Here is a 16,430-nt window from a genome sequence, read left to right as displayed (position 1 = left end):
GCATACACCGGGCGCTGCTACCGGCGGCCGGCGGCTGTCATACCGATAGTGCCGGCTGGCCCTGCAAAACCGCTTCGAACGTTTCCGCCGGCACCGGACGGCCGAACCAGTAGCCCTGGTAGCCGTCACAGCCGAGTTCGGCCAGCAAGGCGAACTGTTCGGGCGTTTCCACGCCTTCGGCTACCGCCGCCAGGCCCATGGTCTGGGCCAGGCTGATGATGGTCCTGGTGATGGACGCGTCGCCGGACCTGTTGAGGATGTCGCGCACAAAGGAGCGGTCGATCTTCAACTGGCTGATCGGCAAGCGCTGCAGGTAGGACAGCGAGGAATAGCCGGTGCCGAAATCGTCCAGCGCAAAGCCCACCCCGCGCGCCTTGAGCGCTGCCATCTTGCTGATGGCGAGTTCCACATCGTCGAGCAGCATGGTTTCGGTCAGCTCCAGTTTCAGGCGCTGCGGGTTGGCGCCGCTGGTTTTCAGGATCGCTGCCACGTGTTCAACAAAATCCGGCTGCCGGAATTGCTGCGGGCTGACGTTCACCGCGACGGTCAAATGCGCCAGCTCCGGCTGGCGTGCCCACGCCGCCAGCTTGGCGCATGCCGATGCCATCACCCAGCGCCCCAGCGGCAGGATCAGGCCCGATTCCTCGGCGGCGGCGATAAAGTCGGCCGGCTGCACCAGGCCGCGTTGCGGATGTAGCCAGCGCAGCAGCGCTTCCGCGCCGGTCACGCGTTGCGCTGCGTCCACCTGCGGCTGGTAGTACAGGTGGAACTGGCCGAGCTGCAAGCCGAGGCGCAGATCCGCGTCCAGCGCGGCGCGCATGGTGACCACTTCCTGCATGCTGGCTTCAAAGAAGCGCAGCGCGTTGCGGCCGGCGGCCTTGGCCTGGTACATGGCAAGGTCGGTCTGCTTCAGCAGCGCGGCCACGCTTTCCCCGTTCCCCTGGAACACGGTCACGCCGATGCTGGCGCTGCAGGTGAACTCGTGGTCGCCCAGGGCATAGGCCTGGTTCAGGTGCCGCAGTATTTTCTCGCCCACTTCGCGCGTATGGATCACCGCGTCCTGCTGGCTGGTGCCGAGGTCTTCCAGCAGCACGATGAATTCGTCGCCGCCCAGGCGTGCCACGGTGTCGCTGCAACGCACGCTGGCCACGAAGCGCTGCGCCGTCTGCAGCAGCAGCAGGTCGCCCATGTTATGGCCCAGCGTGTCGTTCAAGTCCTTGAAATGGTCGAGATCGATGAACAGCAGGGCGCCGTAGTGTCCGCTGCGCTCGCTGCCCCGGATCGCGTGTTCCAGCCGCTCCATCAGGCAGCGCCGGTTCGGCAGGCCGGTCAGGAAATCGTACAGCGCCAGGTTGCGGATTTCCTCTTCGTCGGCCTTGCGGCGGCTGATGTCGGTCAAGGTGCACACATAGTGGGTGGCGTGGCCGCCGCCGTCGCGCACGGCGGTGATGGTGAGCCATTCCGGGAAGGGCTCGCCGCTCTTGCGCCGGTTCCAGATCTCGCCCTGCCATGCACCCATGCTGCGCACGGATTGCCAGATGCCGGCGCAGAACTGCGCATCATGGCGGCTGGTGTCGGCCAGCTTCAGCTGGTGGTCCACCGCGTCTTGCGCGGTGTAGCCGGTGATATCGGTGAAGGCGCTGTTGATGCGCACGACCACGCCGTCGGCATCGGTAATCACCATGCCCTCCTGGGCCTCGAAGGCGGTGGCGGCCACGCGCAGATCGGCCTCCACCTTGTGCGTGGCGCGCAGATACAGCACGATGGCCGAGGCGGCGACGATCAGCATGCTGCCGGCCAGCGCGATCAGCAGGAACAGCCACAGGCGCTCCGTGCCGAGGCGGGCCAGCTCCGGCAGCGGCCGCGCCACGTGCACCGCCAGGGCGTCATTGGCCAGGGGCGCGGAAGTGAGCACGACCGGCGTCTCGTCGCTGCCGAGGCGGACGGCGGCCGGGAAATGGGCCTCGCCCCAGGAGCTGATCTGCAGGGGATCGAAGCGGTCGCGCCGGTACAGCGACACGCGCTGCTGCAGCGCCAGGGTGGCGACGGTGGCCTGCGGCAGGGTGCGGAACTCCAGGCGCGGATCGGCGGCCTGCACGATGACGCCGTGGGCGTCGGACAGGAAAGCCCTGATGGGCCCGGTCCACGCCGCCAGCCGCGAGACATTGCGCTTGACGACCACCGCGCCGGAGAAGGTTCCGCCTTCGAAGATGGGCGTCGAATAGTACAAGCCGGCGATATTGCTGGCGCGCCCCATGGCGTATTGCTGGCCGTTGCGGCCCGCCTTGGCTTGCAGGAAGTAGGTGCGGTCGGCGTAGTTGCTGCCGACAAAGCTGGCCGGCGTGTCGGCGTTGCTGGTGGCAATGCAGTCGCCGCGCGCGTCGAGCAGCCACAGGGCATCGGCATCCAGGTCGTGCGCGATCAGCTTGAGCTCCTGGTTCAGCGCCGCCGGCGCCGGTCCCCGCTGGCGCAAGGCGCTGCGCACCGCCGCGTTGCGGCTCAGCATCACGGGGATGCCCTTCATCCGCTGCAAGTGCGCCGCGATGTGGCTTGCGGCTTCGCCCGCCTGCTGCCGGGCCTGTTGCGATTCCTCCCGGTCCAGCTCGCGCACCATGCGCTCGTGAAAATAGTTCGCGCTTAGCCATGCCACCATGACCCATCCGGCCGTCACTGCGGCGGCCAGCTTGTAGGAGTGTTCGAAGGAGAACAGCTTGTGCTTGCCGACGTAGGTCGCCACGATGGTGATCACGATGATCAGGCTGGTGGCAAACAGCACGATGGCGGCCAGCAGCGCGCTGCCGATCTGGGAATCGGCTGCGGGATTGTCGCCGGCGCGGATGAAATAGGCGGCCGCCATGGCCGTGTAGTGCATGCCAGCCACCGCCAGGCCCATGACGCAGGCGCCGATCAGGGACGCATGCCGGCGCCAGCCGGCGCGCAGCGACATCAGGCGGAATTTGGTCCACAAGGCCAGCGTGGCCAGCGCCACCGCCACCACGATGGAGAGCAGGAACAATTTCAGGTCGTACTGGATGAAGCCGTCCAGGTGCATGGCCGCCATGCCGGAGTAATGCATGGCCCCGATCCCGGCGCCCAGCAACAGGCCGCCGGCGGCCAGTTCGCGGCCGCTGATGTCGCGGTGGCTGATCTGGCTCAAGGCCATGGTGCTGGCCAGCATGCCGGGCAAGGTGGAGAGCAGGGTGATGCGGTAGTCGTAGCTGCTGGTGCAGGGCAGCGTGAAGGCCAGCATGCCGACGAAGTGCATGGCCCAGATGCCCAGGCCCAGGCACAGCCCGCCCACCAGCAGCCAGCTGCGCCGTCGCGCGCCGCCGGCAATGCCGGCCGCGTGCTGGGATACCAGCAGCGCCGCGTAGGAGGCGAAGATCGCCACCACCACCGACAGCATCACCAGCAGCGGATCGTAACGCCCCTCGTACAGCAGGCTACTGGGCGGTGCGGCTGTGACCAGTTGGAGATAGTTAAGCATGTGGATTAATGGGGATTAATGCAGCTACAACTGTTGGGACAGGATGAACTGGCGGCCGTCATGCTCCTCGACGAAGGCAACCTTGGCTTTCGGGCAATAGAGCATTACTTCGCTCATCTGCCCGGCGACCGATTCCAGGGCTGCGCGCAAATCCACTTGCTGGCCGTCGAGGTCGTGGCGGCGGGAAAATACGAAACAGGTCTGGCCGGCGCCTTTGTTGCGGAGCAGCATTAACAGGTGGCCAGGATCCGATTGGGGTGGTGTTAACGCCAGCCGCCGGTCGTGGCGCAGCCTGCCTGCGTCGTGCAGCAAGTCTTCATAGAGCTGCGCACGGCGTTTCGGCTTCTCCAGCAGGTAGAGGAAGCGCTCTTTGTAGTCCGGCTGCACGAAGAGGTCGATGATTTCGCGCAGCGCTGAATCGTCTGCATCCATAGCTCGTCCAGGTTGGTTGGGCGGAATGCCGAGTGTTCTGGTCGAAGGGTAGCATGGTGCCGGAGCGGGAAAATACGTACATTGTCACAGAATGCTGCGCTGCGGTATATCTCGGGAAAGTGGTTGTATTTACGCCGCATGTGAGGCCGAAAAAGTGCTGCTGCTATTCGGCACGCAGCGCTTTCTGACATACCAGTCCGTCTTTTGCTTATCTTGTCTCCGGCGAAAATGCCGTTGCTGCGCATTAGAATGCTCAACCGTCCTGACGCCGCTGCGCTTTGGCTGCGAGCCATAGTCGCTGTTGAACACATCCTGTCTTCCATTGTGGCGCAACGCGTCCTCCAGACAGTGGGAAAATACATACATTGTCACACTGTTGGGCCGACAGCGTGACTGTAACCGGTATAGGCCCCGGTACTACATCAGCGCAAATTGATGGCGGCGATCCGCGGCCGATCCGGCATCTGGATGTACAGCACACCACGGTCGGACAGGGCGAGTCTTCCGCCTTGCGAATGGGACCAGACAATCTTGTGTGTTTTTAAGTCGATAGCCTGCGTGACAGGTGGACGGCTGAGATCGCCAGAGCTGACGAAAATCAGATTTTCCGTGACAAGGAGGCTCGGCTTAATCGAGATATTCGGCAAACTTGTCGCCCACAATTGAGCGCCAGACTTGGGATCGAACGCCACCAAGCTGCCTGTTTGGATTGCGTACACTGCCGTCGGCGATGCCACCGGCATTGAATCGATACTGTGTGCCATCCACGTCGCGGCGCGCTGGTTCAAGTCCACTGCACCCATGGTGACCCTTCCGCCGTACCAGCGATCGTTGACCAGAAATGCCATGCCTGTACCAGACAGTACAGGCGTCACATTTTGGAAGTCGATGTGCTGAAAATTGCCCACGGAATAGGCCAAGGTGCCATCAGTCACCCGGTATGCGCCGAGATGATTCGGCTCCTTGGCGCGGTACACGTACTGGCTGTCTGCTGCGGGTGCCATGGTGAAGCTGCCCAACCGGTCTGACGTTGCCACTTCCCATATTTGCGTGCCGCCCACCAAGTCGTAGCCGGCAAAGCCGTAGTCATCACCTTTGGCGACGAACATGCTATTGCTGACTACAACCGGTGAAGACGGATTCGAGGCACTCGAGTCTCTCGGGCCACTAATCGCAACCTTGCGCAATAGCGTACCGTCGCGCTGGTCGAAGTATTGCAGCGATGAGCCGGTACTGTCGGAAATCGTCAGTACGACCTTGCCCTGAGTAACAACAGGCGTTATGCCGCCTTTGGTTGCGCTAAGTTGCTTGCTCCAGTTCGTCGTGCCGGTTGCTTCATTAATGGCCCATAGCGTTGCCATGCCTTGGAAAGGTGGAGAGGTGACAACAAAGATTTGGCCATCTGCGATGGATAGGTCCGGAAACGAGCTAGGTATGTTAGCCGAGCTAGGCGGTTCCCACGTCAAGCGCCGGCTGAAGTTTGCGGGGTCGAACGTGGCAGGCACGTAGCCCGAATGCTGGGCGTTGCCTTGGAAGTGGGTCCAGGCGCCAAGGCCAGATACTTTCGTCAGGGTAGAAACGTTGGTCTGTGGCTGCACTGTCACTTTCAATGGCAGTTTCCAAGGCGAACCCGGAATGGGCTTGGCGCAGACGGTTGGGATATCTTCGCAGAGGCGGATTTCCAGAGAAGCCGTATGGATTCCGACCGCCAATGACTTTGCCGTCGTCAGTTTGGCGTTGTATTCGTAGGGAGTGACAGCCTGCAGTTGCGCGTTTGGTTCAATGGTGCCGCTGGTGTCGATGATGCCCACATTGAACGTCTGGCTGAACGTCTTATTGGCCTTGGCGTTCACCGTAATGGAGACCGACTCACCTTGGTATTGGGTGACGTCGATACTTGACGGTGTGAATTGCAGCCATGAATTGTCGATGCCCGGGGGGACGGTGGTGCCGCCGTTGCTGGAGCTTCCGCCACTCCCGCCACCGCAACCTGCGAGGGAGAGCATCAAAATAGAAGTGATAAATTGCAAGTGCATGTGAATTTGTAATTTCATGAAATTGTATATTATACAATAAATTGAATTCCGTTTGGTAACTTTTGTTGCTGAAGTCCACGGCCAGTGTGTAGTGTCCCAGTGACAGGCGTTCGGTAAAGCGGGCGCAGTCACCGACGAAACATGACCGAGGAGACTCCGACCGCGACGCGCTTTCACCGGCGACGCGGTTCCCGCTCGGAGCGGGCGGTGCCGAAATTACAGAAAGACTTTCGCTCGGTCCGCGTCTTCGACGGTTGGAGCAGTGATTGTCATTGGGTCGCGTGCCAAGAGGGAGCTAATAGATTCCTTTTCTAGCTCAGATGACAACGTATCGCAAAGAAGATTAAATTCCTCAACGACCCAAGCGTGCACCTTGTGAAGCAGCAGATGCAGATTTCCGTAGTTCTTATCGTTTAAAGTGGGAGCGTTGAAATTTATGCAGAAGACCTTCTCAACTTTAAAATGTTTGCTTCCATCGTTAATGGCTGCGCCGAGGATGCTCTGGCTATATGGATTTTCATCGTGGACAAATGTTTTGTGGCGTAACGCCAGAAAATAACGGTGCGCAAGCAGCGCGATAGGCTCGTCTTTGAGGAGCTTTTCCGCTGCTAGTTGAAATCTGGCTTTGTTGCTTCCGAAGCATTTTGCGTAAGCGACGATGGTGGATCGCCACAGTGCTCGCGTATTACATAAGGTCCTTCAGGGGCGACGTTAATAGCCCCCAAGCAATCAATGGCGTAATCCAGATCAGCCTTGTGTTGGCCGAGGTGCGCGAGCCGTTTTGCGAGTGGACCTCGGAGTGAAACTGCTTTAATAGCGTCCGGGAAGCCTTCGATGTGAATCTCCTACCTATCGACATCGTTTTGGGGCTTTGCCTATATCAATTATTGCTGTTGCGTGCGGGTGGGAATAAACCTCACAAAGATGTCGAGCCTAACCCAGTCGGCCAATCGAAATCACCTCAGTGCGCCAATTTTCCGTGGTCCACGCGGCGCTCTTGCCCCCACGAATAACTATCGCCAGACCAGTTGGTTCTGCTCCTAGAATTCTCTTGCTGACAATTGCCGCTGACTTAACCTAAAGCTTCGCTAGCAGTCTTTGCGTCAACTGCATTATTTACATTCTAAATCATGCTGACGCGCTGCAGCTCGTCACGATTTGCTGGATTGTTCATCGAATAAAACGCGAGATTGTTGAGCAATCCATTGCGCCCAGGTGTTTTTCCGATATCGATGTAATTGATCCCGCAAGTATCGGTCGAATTGTTGGGCGTGCCGGCAGACCTGCCTCGGCTCCTAAGAAGCAATAGTCGCGCGGTAGTGAGTTGGTGAAAGCCCCTGCGCTGCAGTACCAGAGGCGGTCAATGCGAATGAAACTAGTAGGAGTATCTTTTTATTCATGCGTTCCTCACTGAAATTGTGAAGACTATACAAGAATTTCTCGTGGATGCGTGATCAGCGTGCTCCACGGATAGATGACGCACGCGGAAAATCGCCAAAGGCGATTTTCGGAATGGGCGAATCGGAGCGGGTTGCGCTTGCAAGCGCAACCCGCTTTTGCGGCGGCGAGCAGCGCTCGCCGAATTCCCGCAAAAGCCCCGCGTCCGTCGGGGACGGACGCGGATCCGCTTCCTGCTGGCTGCGCGACGAACAAAAAAATTGGGCCCCAAACTTGCGTTTGGAGCCCAATTTTTTTGTTCGGTGGGACGGCGGCTACCGAACTATTGCTATCCTTCAGTCTGAAAATTTCGCAAAATTCCTGTTCGATAAAGAAATGTACCCCCAAGAATACCCCCAAACTGCTTCGCAAGGAAGACATACGCAGCTGGGCTTGGGTTATTGTCGCAGGCTTATCAGCGAAGCGGGCCGAATGCATGCGTTCTTGAGTCGTGCGCATCGCTCCCGCCGGAAGACTGGGCAGTTAGGGAAGCGGTGAGTGCGCCGAGTGTGGGTAAACAACTGCCCGATGCGCTATATGTGCGTGCGAAAGGTAATGCGGCGTCCGTCGCGGAAAACGTACACCTCGCCATCACGACCAAAGAAGCGGACCAAGTCGTGGCACGGGTTCAGCGCACCTTCCAGGCTCGCGGCAACGGCGGCGTCCCGTTCCGCATCGAGAAAGTTCGCTCGATGGCCGACTTGCCCGAAGACCTGCGCGACTCGGCGAGCGCGCAGAAGGTGGGCGCGGGCGAGGGCGTACTTTATGACGGTACGATATATGTAGTCGAAGATGCGCATGCCACGGCCAAAGAGTTGGGACCACAATTTTCCACGAATTATACGGCCACGCCACCACTCAAGCCCTGTTTGCCAAGGAACGGGTGCAAAAGCAGAACAAGCTGTATGACTGCTTCCGCCCCCAAGCTGACATCTGCTGCGACGATTTGGTTGCCCGGAGGCTGATATCCATCTCGTCGCGTTGGGACATCCTGGGCAATTCAGGCTCGCGCCTGAACTGACTACAGAAAGTCAGAGGCGAGGCGAATAATCTCTCGGGTATCTGCGGCATTTGCGTGATCGATCATCGCGATCTTCTTCCCAATCCCATTGAGAGACGTGCCGACCATTACTCCCTTGGTGTTCTCAATGTCAATCCAGTAGCGATCGTGAAAGTCCTCCGTGACCAGGTCGTTGATCTGGATGCCCGGCACTACCGTAGAAAAGACATTGTGCATCCCCGGTCGCATGCTCGCTCTCTTGCCGTGAGTGATGACCGTGATCTTTTCTAGTTTGCTGGAAATCCGCCTAACGATTCTCTCAAGCAACAGCAAGCACTCTGGCTTGTCGTCATAGAAAAACGCATCGATGATGAGGAGGTGCTTTACCCCGTCCAACTTGCTCATGATCCCTATGACAACTGCCTCGATCTCGTCGGTCGTGAAGCCCGGATGCGTGATCGCATCGCAGGTCATGTGGCTATAAAAGAGCGACGACAAGCCGTGGTCGATGATGTGCTGCTGGATGTGCGGGCGAAGCACATCCAGCGACAGGCGGTAGACGCCAAAGTCCCGGCTTAGATCGCTCTCATAAAACCGCTTGAAGAAATGGCTTATGTTTTCGCCATCCTTGAGGTTTTTGACGCCTACAACAGAGGACGCGGGCAGAGATGCTTTGAGTTTTTCCATGTGTCAATATTACCGTTCGATTCGCCACGCTCGCCAGAATGCCGCTTGCATGCGCCAATGGCAGCTCCTGGCCGCCTGCCGTCGGCGGCACAGTACCCCTATTCGTACATCTTTCCGCAGTAAAGAAATATCGCGAACTTCTTCCAAGGCGACGCGGTTGAAATCCCTTGGGTTGAGCCGAATTCTGAGTCCTCTGCCCAGCTGCTAGAAGCCTCTAAAAAGTCCTCAATCGAACCATTTTCCCAGGCCTCGGCATTTGCTCGCCGGTCGGCAGCGAGCGCTCGGACGAATCCCAGAAATGTCGCTTCATCTGTTACAGCTTCAAGCTGCTCGTGTAACTGCATGTTCGTGTCGAAGTTAATGTTGTAAGGTCCGCTTGTGGCCGAACTCGGCCGGCGAGCATGAGGATAGCAGTTTACGTATCAGAACAGTACGCGCAATCTCATAGCGTGTCGTAGCTGCGCACTCCTTGCGATACAGAATGGATGTCCGGGCTGGAGAGCAGGTGTCGGAATACCGTTGAGTGTCTGGATTACATGCTTACGTGCTTACATGCTTACAAGAGCAGGAATCTCAGGTCCAGCTTCGCCGCCGCAGGTCGGACGGCGCGAAAAGGCCTTGTAGCCTGCCGGCGCGTTTCCAAGGGGGGCGTATGAAGGACCAAACACAAATGAACCGGGTGGCCTTGGCCAATCAGTTGCCACTAAACAAGGTGGCGAAAGCGTTCCTGCTGGACGACTGGGGAACCAGTACGGAATTGGCGGTGCTGACGCTGATGCGCTGGGGGCTGGACAACGGGGCCGGCCGCCATCTGGCAGACCCGTACAGCGACCAGCTGATGGCGCGGATCAACCGGATGGAGAATTGGGAGCCGCGCTGAGCGATGGCGTTTCTGAGCACCCCGGAAAACGGGGAGAACGAGGAAGTGTTGAACGCGGAAATGCTGGCGGCATCGACAACGCGCCGGGAAGCGGCGGAACTGTTGCTGGAGAACCTGCACAGCGCGATGGTGGCGACAGCGCCATAGGCAGACTGGCGTCAAAATAGCCCAAGAGGCGGCGCGCAACTCCGTGCGCTGACCGACACTATTTTCGAGAACTACACCACGCAACTCCTCCGCCCCCGGCGTTTAGGCGCCCCCCCGGCTTGGTGAAGCAAAGGCTGTGATGAGTACGAAGGCGGCGATTCAGCAGCCGAACTTCACCTAAAAGCCCTAGAACGGAAAAAACGCCCATCACCTAGCGGGGATGTCGCTTGCGTCGCTGTAGCATACGCCGATCAGGCGCACGGTAATCGACGTTCGACGGCGGCCATCTCATCTTCGGTTCTTCGCGCCAGCCGATTGCCCCCCATGCGGCACAGGCTGAGGACCTGCAAGCAGCGAGGCCAATGAGGTAATTTCGGCAGTAGCAAAAAAAATAGCCCAACTAGTGGGCTATGGTTCTGAAGCGCAAGTGGTTTATGCCGCGTGCTTTTCCGAATGCTTGGATTGCACCGTGGGCGGGCACGGATCACTGTCTGGCTGTCCCTTTGCCGCTTTTGCCGCCTTATCATTCACTACTTGAGCTGCAATCTTTTTGATCTCAGCGCTGGCGAACCGCTTGAGCGCATCCCGCATCAACGGCTGGTAGCCGACATTGTGATACTGAGCCACCATCTTGAACTCTTCAATCAACTCCTTCGGGAGCCGGATCGATATCATCTGCAATCCTAAGGCATCATCGATCTCGTTCACCAATTCTGCTGATACTGGAACGGCGTGAGCCGCATCACGGCCCAGCGCGCCGTTTTCCCACGCTTCCGTGGTGCCGGCGATCTTTCCCTTTTTCATCACTTTCTCCTTTGGATGCCGTAAATTCGGCAATCTTGACAACCCGCGTACCGCCGGCAGCTACTTGCCCTTGTCGTCGTAGAGCGCGATCTCAGCGCCGTCGGGTTTATAAGCACTTTTGATATGGACATTTCCATCAATGTACATAAAGCAAATCTTCAAAGTTCGCCTGGCGTTCGTCTCAGCCACGAACCAGAGAGTCGCTGGGTCCGTCTTGTGGTCCTCGCGCTCATCCACCAGGTAAACGCCACAGCGGTTCTCGAAACACTGGTTGATCTCGTTCTCGGAGACGCCCCCGTGTTTTACCTCAAGCTTCTCTCGAACTGCTGCAGAAATAACAAGGTGTCGCATGATTGTCCTCAATCAAAAGCGCTGTATATACAAAACATACGGCTTTTATTGAGCTTTTGCAACAAAAATGTACTCTCCGCGAAGTTCTCACCTGTAAGGACAAGGCAGTGCCACTTTTTTGAACGGGTAGTTAGTATATACGACAAATTCTACGCTTACTTGAAAAATGATGCAGAGGAGGGTTCTGTCGTGCTGACCTCCGCCAAGACGAACGATCTCTAGCATTCCTGACCGGCCCGTTACCAAAGCTGCGCTGACAACATCCTCGCGGTGTTGTGCCCAGTGAAGTTGTCGCGCCGATGCTCGTTCACCGCCACCACCAACGGCAACTCGGTCACCACCACAATCTCGCGCTCGGTACGTACCTTGTGAATTTTTGTTTACACTCAAAAATGCGACGCTGAACGACACAACGCCACGCCATCCTGGGCGATGAACTGCAGGCTGACCCTGTGGGCGAACCCGTGTTCATCAGCGTGTCAAAGGACTCGTGGAGTGTGACGCAACTAGCGGCGCATGCACGGCTTGGCTCGACTAGCCTTCCTCAACGGTGTCTACCTGGCCTACTCGATGCGCGGCGCTGTTGCGCCATGCAGGGTGTGGCGGTTGCCGCTGTTCCCTGCTCACAGCCAGGCCGAATGCGTTCTGCTCCAGCAAATCAATCTGGGGTCGGTAACAACACTCAACTTGATGGCGAAGGCCCTAGGCTTGCTCTCCAACGTCTCGGTTGAAGCGGCACGCCCCGCGTGGCGATTGTTCGACGCCTGGAGCCTAAGGCATGGCGCGCCGCATGAACTGGTCGAATAGTGGCACGGTGAACGCGATGGCGCCGTCCGATTGACTCCAGACCATGCCCTTCGCAATCAGCTTGCCGAGCACTGGGGCTAGCTGCTTCGTATCGCGGTTGAGTGCCAGCGCGATATCGCCGGGTCGGTGCGGCCCGGCACCCAGCTGCGCCATGGCGCGCAGGTAGCGTTTTTCGGCCGGGGTCAAGCGGTCCAATCGGACCCGGAAGAATCTCGCGTCCAGCGCCCGTATCGTGTCGTTCGTGGCGTCCACGGCGTCGGCCAGCGTGATCGGGCTTTGCTGCGCCCGGTCCCAGGCGTGCTTGCCCCACTCTTGCAGGAAATAGGGGTAGCCGCCCGTCTTGTCAACGATCAGGCCCAAGGCGCCTTCGTCAATGGACACGCCCTCGTCCTCGCAAGGCTTTTGCAGCGCGTCCTGCGCATCGGCGACACTGAGCGGGCCAACATCCACGAACTCAAACAAGCGTTCTGCGTATGATTTCGCCTCGCCCATCTGGCCGCGCAGCTGCGGCAACCCGGCGCCGATCACCGCCACCGGCAGCGCGGCCTGGGCGCAGCGGTGCAGCGCCGAGATAAGCGCGGCCAGCTGCGGCTCGGGTACGTACTGCAATTCATCGATGAAGATCAGCAGCACCGTGTCAGCGGCGCGGGCGGCGCGGCCGACCTGTTCCAGCAACGCCGTCAGATCGCTTTCCAGGTCGCCATTGTCGGCCAGGCCCGGCTCGGCCTCGTAGTCGAATCCGACCTCGATGTCGTTGTAGGTCAGTTTGAGCTTGCCAGCGAAGCCGGCCAGCGCACGCAAGCCGCGCACCGCCATGTCCTTGGCGGCGTCCAGTTTGCTCAGCCGCAGCAGGGCGCGGCGCAGCTCGGGCGCCAGTAGCGCGGGGAGCGAGTGATTTTCCGGCGCTTCCAGCCGGATGGTGTGCAGGCCGACCGCCTCGGCGTCCATCAGCATGCGGTCGAGCAAGACCGTCTTGCCGACGCCGCGCAGGCCAACCAGCAGCACGCTCTTGGCCTGACGGCCGATGCGCAGCCGTTCGTTATGGATGCGCACCGTCTCGCGCACGTCAGCGCGCCCGGCCAACTCGGGCGGCTGACTACCCGCACCAGGCGAAAATGGGTTTAGTGCTGTATCCATGCTGAGCTTCTTGAATTTGTTCGTATGGTTATCCCACCAGCCCCAGTCTATCAAACAGAGGCACGATATAAGGCGAAAGTGAAACTATCTGCTTCATGAAAATTGCACGTCCCGCGCAAGTGTTAGTCGTGGCGGTTAGGCCGCGATGATCCCAATAGGGATCACTGGTGCACGATTTCAGCTCATCCATGCGCAAAATCCGATCATCCGTGATCCCGCATGGCTCACTGGTGATCCCAATAGGGATCACGGGAGGTCGGCTTTTGGCTCACCTATGCACGGACAGCGGACAAATTTCAGCCGACAAGTAGCCGCTCGTGTTGGCCCCCACTTCGCTGCAGCGGGTATGCAGCCACGCGTGCGGCGCGTCCAGCCGGCGCAGATTGCAGGCCAAGAATCGGTCATTGCGCCCAAGCCATGGCTGCCCCCCGGCGTCACTGCCATTCTCGATAGTCTTCCACAGCTCGGCCACCTTGAAAGTCGCCGCTGTTCAGCGCAGCGCGAATTTCCCATTTCGCAGCCGTTGCGGCGTCCACATGCGTTCGCATCTTGAGTTCAATGGCTGCCAATACCCGCTCAGCGCTCCAGTCGAGGCGCTGGCCTACACCTCACCAAAAATGGCGGCCAGACTCCAATATCGGTACTGCGCACGATCTTCTGGACGCTCGCCACGCAGGATGATATGGCCCTCACTGAAATCAGCAACGGGGACGAGAAAGTAGGCTAACACTGCCGCGTTTGCGCTATTCATCTGCACACACAGGACGAAGTCAGGAATTGGCACGGTGCGTACAGGTATCCGCCACCGAATGCGACCCTGCTGATCGTGGCGGCTCCTTGAAACCACGACCTTGAGGATGAGCCGGTCATTTATCAGCAAGCACCATTTCGCTGCCCCTGGCGCGTGGGCTGCGCCGGCCTGCACGATAAGCATCTTCGCCGCCGAAATGGTCGCGTGCAAGGTCTGGCGCACAGCGCGGGTGGTCCTGGCATAAGCCAGCGTCTTGGTGATCGGTAGCCCCGCCATCAGGTAAGCATCCGCCATGGTGCCAAACGCCTCTTTGATGTAGCGCGGTGCAGGGTATCCCGGTTCGGCGGCGATCAGCTTAGCGTCAACTTTGCCGCACTTGTCATGCAGCCTGCGCAACAGCATAAGAATTTCTTCCCTCTGCCACGGAGCCAAACGCGCTTTGCGCTCAAGCTGAGCCTGCCTGAAGAGGTCAGCCGGAATGATCGGCTCCATTGCGCCTTCAATCCGAACAACTGCCGCAGGCTCATTGAATGCCATCCGGGTCTTGAGCTTCGCAGTTCGCTTGTTGAAGATTGCGTGGCCCATGTATTTCTCGCCCTGCAGGACATTCTTGACTCGAAACGCAGTCCATGGTCGCCCACGCTCGGCGGGTATACCTTCCAGATTTAAAATCTCGGCGATCTTGGTGTCCCCGTAGCGGCTGTGGACGTACATGTCGAAGATGCGGCGGACCACCTCCACCTCAGAGTCAGGCCCCCAGCACAATCTCACGCGGTCCGTTAGGGCAGCCTTCCGCTCACCTGGCTGCAACATCCGCCGACGCTTTCCCATGTGGTCGAACGACATGCGCCGCAGTCCATAGCCTGGCAAGCCACCCATCTTGAAGCCCAGCCCGGCGAACTTGCACTGCGCAGCAAGCACCTTTGCTGACAGCTCCCTGCTGTATTCAGCCGCCATGGTGCGCTTCACGCCCTTCAGCAACGAGGACATGGCCGAGCCATCGTTTTCAAATTGCTCGGCGCAGTACACGACCTGCACGCCTGCCCGCCGGCACACGAACTCGTAATGGGCACTTTCATCCACATCCTGAAACCGGCCCCAGCGGCTCACATCGTATACCAGCACCAGTTCAAAGCCCGGCGCTCCCGCCTGCACGTCAGCTAGCAGTCCCTGTAGCCCGTCGCGGCCATTGATGCGCAAGCCACTCTTTCCCGCGTCGGCATACATCATCACAATCTCGATGTCGTGCTTTTGGGCATACTCGTTCAGCCGGTCGCACTGATGCTGAATGGAGTGGTCTTGGGGGCGGCTGGACATACGTACATAGATGGCCGCCCGGCGCGAGGGCGCACACTTTGCTTGTGCCTTGGCGCCCGGGTCAGTCATGGGACGATGGGCCTTGGCTTATGCGTCGCAGCTCATGAATGTCCCTTCGCACTTCGGCATCCATGCGGCCATTTAACCGTGCCCTAGCGGCACGCTGAATCGCGCCTGCATGATCGACCACGAATGCATCAGCAAACGCGTGCCCATGGCTTTCGGCGAGCGATACGCGTATGACCGCGACTGCCGTGCGGCCGAACACAGTGGCGGCATCGAATTTTATGTGGCTGCTCTTGTTCATGGTTCCCTCCTACCGCAGGCTACCAGCAATGCTTGGCGGCGCGTTGATATTGCGCAAACTTATGCACCCCGCCGGGGTGGGGGCCAAATGCCCCACGGACTGCACCTCTCGAATCTATCCGGCCCTCAAAAATCTTTCGGCGGATTCTTAGCGGACAAAAGTCGAATTGCAGTCCAGTGGCGACAATGGTGCCGTCTTCAACAACAGAGGAACCGCATGCCGTACTTCACCATCACCAACTTCGACACACTCGCCGCCACCATGTCCGGTATCGCTTGCCGCTTCTTCGGTAGCTGGACAGCGACCAACGCCGAGGCTGCGAGCGCCAACGAGCTGTTCAGCGCAGCGTGAATTCAGTCGGGCAGGGCTAGCATAAGCGTGGGAGAGCGTGCGCCCCATAGGGGTATCCGCCAATGACGTATATAATTCAGACGCCATGCAATGCGCCGCGCCCCTTCTTTTCTTCCCTTCAGTTGCCGAACTGTTACCCGAAAATGGACAAAGCAATATTCAATGAGATAACCGAGAGTTTGAAGCAAGCTGTCGCCATCAAGCGCGGCGAGTTGGCTCCTGGCCGTCGCTTTACCGTGATCGCCCCCGATGTCAAGCTGGTGCGCGAGACAACCGGCCTCAGCCAGTCCGAATTCGCCGCCCTGCTGCGCATCAGCATCGACACGCTGCAAAACTGGGAGCAGCATCGGCGCGTGCCACGCGGCCCAGCGGCGGCGTTGCTCAAGCTAGTGCAGGCTTCCCCCGAGTTCGTGTTGAAAACGCTGCACGCCTGATCCTGGCGGCTAGCTCGCCGCTTTTTCCTTGCTGATGCGGCCCGCGAATGCCGCTTTCAGCTCCG

General features: G+C 59.2%; 14 protein-coding genes. 5 read left to right on the top strand and 9 right to left on the bottom strand.

Translation table 11 applies throughout. The annotated features are described in order from the left end of the window. Positions 1-37 precede the first annotated feature (37 nt). From AC56DV_RS23460 to AC56DV_RS23450, 3 genes are all read right to left on the bottom strand, one after another. A complete protein-coding gene (locus tag AC56DV_RS23460; RefSeq protein WP_496316634.1) occupies positions 38-3,487 on the bottom strand; it encodes an EAL domain-containing protein in 3,450 nt (1,149 codons plus the stop codon). A gap of 24 nt (positions 3,488-3,511) precedes the next feature. After that, positions 3,512-3,919 carry a hypothetical protein gene (locus tag AC56DV_RS23455; RefSeq protein ID WP_496316633.1) on the bottom strand — a complete coding sequence of 136 codons (408 nt, stop codon included), beginning with the start codon at positions 3,917-3,919 and terminating at the stop codon, positions 3,512-3,514. Between the two features lie 422 nt (positions 3,920-4,341). Continuing rightward, on the bottom strand, positions 4,342-5,973 hold the full coding sequence (locus tag AC56DV_RS23450) for an outer membrane protein assembly factor BamB family protein (RefSeq protein WP_496316632.1): 1,632 nt from the start codon (positions 5,971-5,973) through the stop codon (positions 4,342-4,344). Between the two features lie 1,928 nt (positions 5,974-7,901). Here AC56DV_RS23450 and AC56DV_RS23445 point away from each other — a divergent pair. Then, positions 7,902-8,357: a hypothetical protein gene (locus tag AC56DV_RS23445; protein WP_496316631.1), complete on the top strand. Its 456-nt coding sequence runs from the start codon at positions 7,902-7,904 to the stop codon at positions 8,355-8,357. A 56-nt stretch (positions 8,358-8,413) separates the two neighbouring features. Here AC56DV_RS23445 and AC56DV_RS23440 read toward each other — a convergent pair whose 3' ends face one another. Both AC56DV_RS23440 and AC56DV_RS23435 read right to left on the bottom strand, forming a co-directional pair. Continuing rightward, a complete protein-coding gene (locus AC56DV_RS23440; RefSeq protein ID WP_496316630.1) occupies positions 8,414-9,079 on the bottom strand; it encodes a hypothetical protein in 666 nt (221 codons plus the stop codon). Between the two features lie 98 nt (positions 9,080-9,177). Next, a complete protein-coding gene (locus AC56DV_RS23435) occupies positions 9,178-9,423 on the bottom strand; it encodes a DUF7660 family protein (protein WP_496316629.1) in 246 nt (81 codons plus the stop codon). A 308-nt stretch (positions 9,424-9,731) separates the two neighbouring features. Here AC56DV_RS23435 and AC56DV_RS23430 point away from each other — a divergent pair, with 308 nt between their 5' ends. Then, entirely contained in the window at positions 9,732-9,959 is a 228-nt protein-coding gene (locus tag AC56DV_RS23430) for a hypothetical protein (protein WP_496316628.1), read from the top strand. Between the two features lie 3 nt (positions 9,960-9,962). Beyond that, complete coding sequence (locus tag AC56DV_RS23425) at positions 9,963-10,106, top strand: hypothetical protein (protein ID WP_496316627.1); 144 nt, start codon at positions 9,963-9,965, stop codon at positions 10,104-10,106. 432 nt (positions 10,107-10,538) lie between these two features. Here the strand turns inward: AC56DV_RS23425 and AC56DV_RS23420 are convergent, their stop codons facing one another. The 4 genes from AC56DV_RS23420 to AC56DV_RS23405 all read right to left on the bottom strand — a co-directional run bounded on the left by AC56DV_RS23420 (position 10,539) and on the right by AC56DV_RS23405 (position 15,342). Next, positions 10,539-10,910, bottom strand: coding sequence for a hypothetical protein (locus AC56DV_RS23420; RefSeq protein WP_496316626.1), 372 nt, complete (start codon positions 10,908-10,910; stop codon positions 10,539-10,541). A 60-nt stretch (positions 10,911-10,970) separates the two neighbouring features. Then, entirely contained in the window at positions 10,971-11,261 is a 291-nt protein-coding gene (locus tag AC56DV_RS23415; RefSeq protein ID WP_496316625.1) for an ADP-ribosyl-(dinitrogen reductase) hydrolase, read from the bottom strand. A 771-nt stretch (positions 11,262-12,032) separates the two neighbouring features. Continuing rightward, positions 12,033-13,205, bottom strand: coding sequence for an ATP-binding protein (locus tag AC56DV_RS23410; protein WP_496316624.1), 1,173 nt, complete (start codon positions 13,203-13,205; stop codon positions 12,033-12,035). Positions 13,206-13,806: 601 nt separating this feature from the next. Further along, a complete protein-coding gene (locus tag AC56DV_RS23405) occupies positions 13,807-15,342 on the bottom strand; it encodes a recombinase family protein (protein ID WP_496316623.1) in 1,536 nt (511 codons plus the stop codon). A gap of 109 nt (positions 15,343-15,451) precedes the next feature. Here AC56DV_RS23405 and AC56DV_RS23400 point away from each other — a divergent pair, with 109 nt between their 5' ends. Both AC56DV_RS23400 and nadS read left to right on the top strand, forming a co-directional pair. Next, positions 15,452-15,931, top strand: coding sequence for a hypothetical protein (locus tag AC56DV_RS23400; RefSeq protein ID WP_496316622.1), 480 nt, complete (start codon positions 15,452-15,454; stop codon positions 15,929-15,931). Between the two features lie 143 nt (positions 15,932-16,074). Continuing rightward, positions 16,075-16,365, top strand: a complete 291-nt coding sequence (nadS, locus tag AC56DV_RS23395; RefSeq protein ID WP_496316621.1) for a NadS family protein — start codon at positions 16,075-16,077, stop codon at positions 16,363-16,365. The last annotated feature ends 65 nt before the right edge of the window (positions 16,366-16,430 follow it).

It is taken from the genome of Massilia sp. BGA-UO-ETr-WB1, assembly GCF_059567845.1.
The sequence above is the reverse complement of the archived record's forward strand: the minus strand, read 5'-3'. Positions and strand labels throughout refer to the sequence as shown.

Coding starts and splice junctions, on each gene's coding strand:
- AC56DV_RS23405 (WP_496316623.1), bottom strand. CDS start 15,342: ATGACTGACCCGGGCGCCAAGGCACAAGCAAAGTGTGCGCCCTCGCGC.
- AC56DV_RS23415 (WP_496316625.1), bottom strand. CDS start 11,261: ATGCGACACCTTGTTATTTCTGCAGCAGTTCGAGAGAAGCTTGAGGTA.
- AC56DV_RS23460 (WP_496316634.1), bottom strand. CDS start 3,487: ATGCTTAACTATCTCCAACTGGTCACAGCCGCACCGCCCAGTAGCCTG.
- AC56DV_RS23420 (WP_496316626.1), bottom strand. CDS start 10,910: ATGAAAAAGGGAAAGATCGCCGGCACCACGGAAGCGTGGGAAAACGGC.
- AC56DV_RS23450 (WP_496316632.1), bottom strand. CDS start 5,973: ATGAAATTACAAATTCACATGCACTTGCAATTTATCACTTCTATTTTG.
- AC56DV_RS23455 (WP_496316633.1), bottom strand. CDS start 3,919: ATGGATGCAGACGATTCAGCGCTGCGCGAAATCATCGACCTCTTCGTG.
- AC56DV_RS23425 (WP_496316627.1), top strand. CDS start 9,963: ATGGCGTTTCTGAGCACCCCGGAAAACGGGGAGAACGAGGAAGTGTTG.
- nadS (WP_496316621.1), top strand. CDS start 16,075: ATGGACAAAGCAATATTCAATGAGATAACCGAGAGTTTGAAGCAAGCT.
- AC56DV_RS23400 (WP_496316622.1), top strand. CDS start 15,452: ATGATCGACCACGAATGCATCAGCAAACGCGTGCCCATGGCTTTCGGC.
- AC56DV_RS23430 (WP_496316628.1), top strand. CDS start 9,732: ATGAAGGACCAAACACAAATGAACCGGGTGGCCTTGGCCAATCAGTTG.
- AC56DV_RS23440 (WP_496316630.1), bottom strand. CDS start 9,079: ATGGAAAAACTCAAAGCATCTCTGCCCGCGTCCTCTGTTGTAGGCGTC.
- AC56DV_RS23435 (WP_496316629.1), bottom strand. CDS start 9,423: ATGCAGTTACACGAGCAGCTTGAAGCTGTAACAGATGAAGCGACATTT.
- AC56DV_RS23410 (WP_496316624.1), bottom strand. CDS start 13,205: ATGGATACAGCACTAAACCCATTTTCGCCTGGTGCGGGTAGTCAGCCG.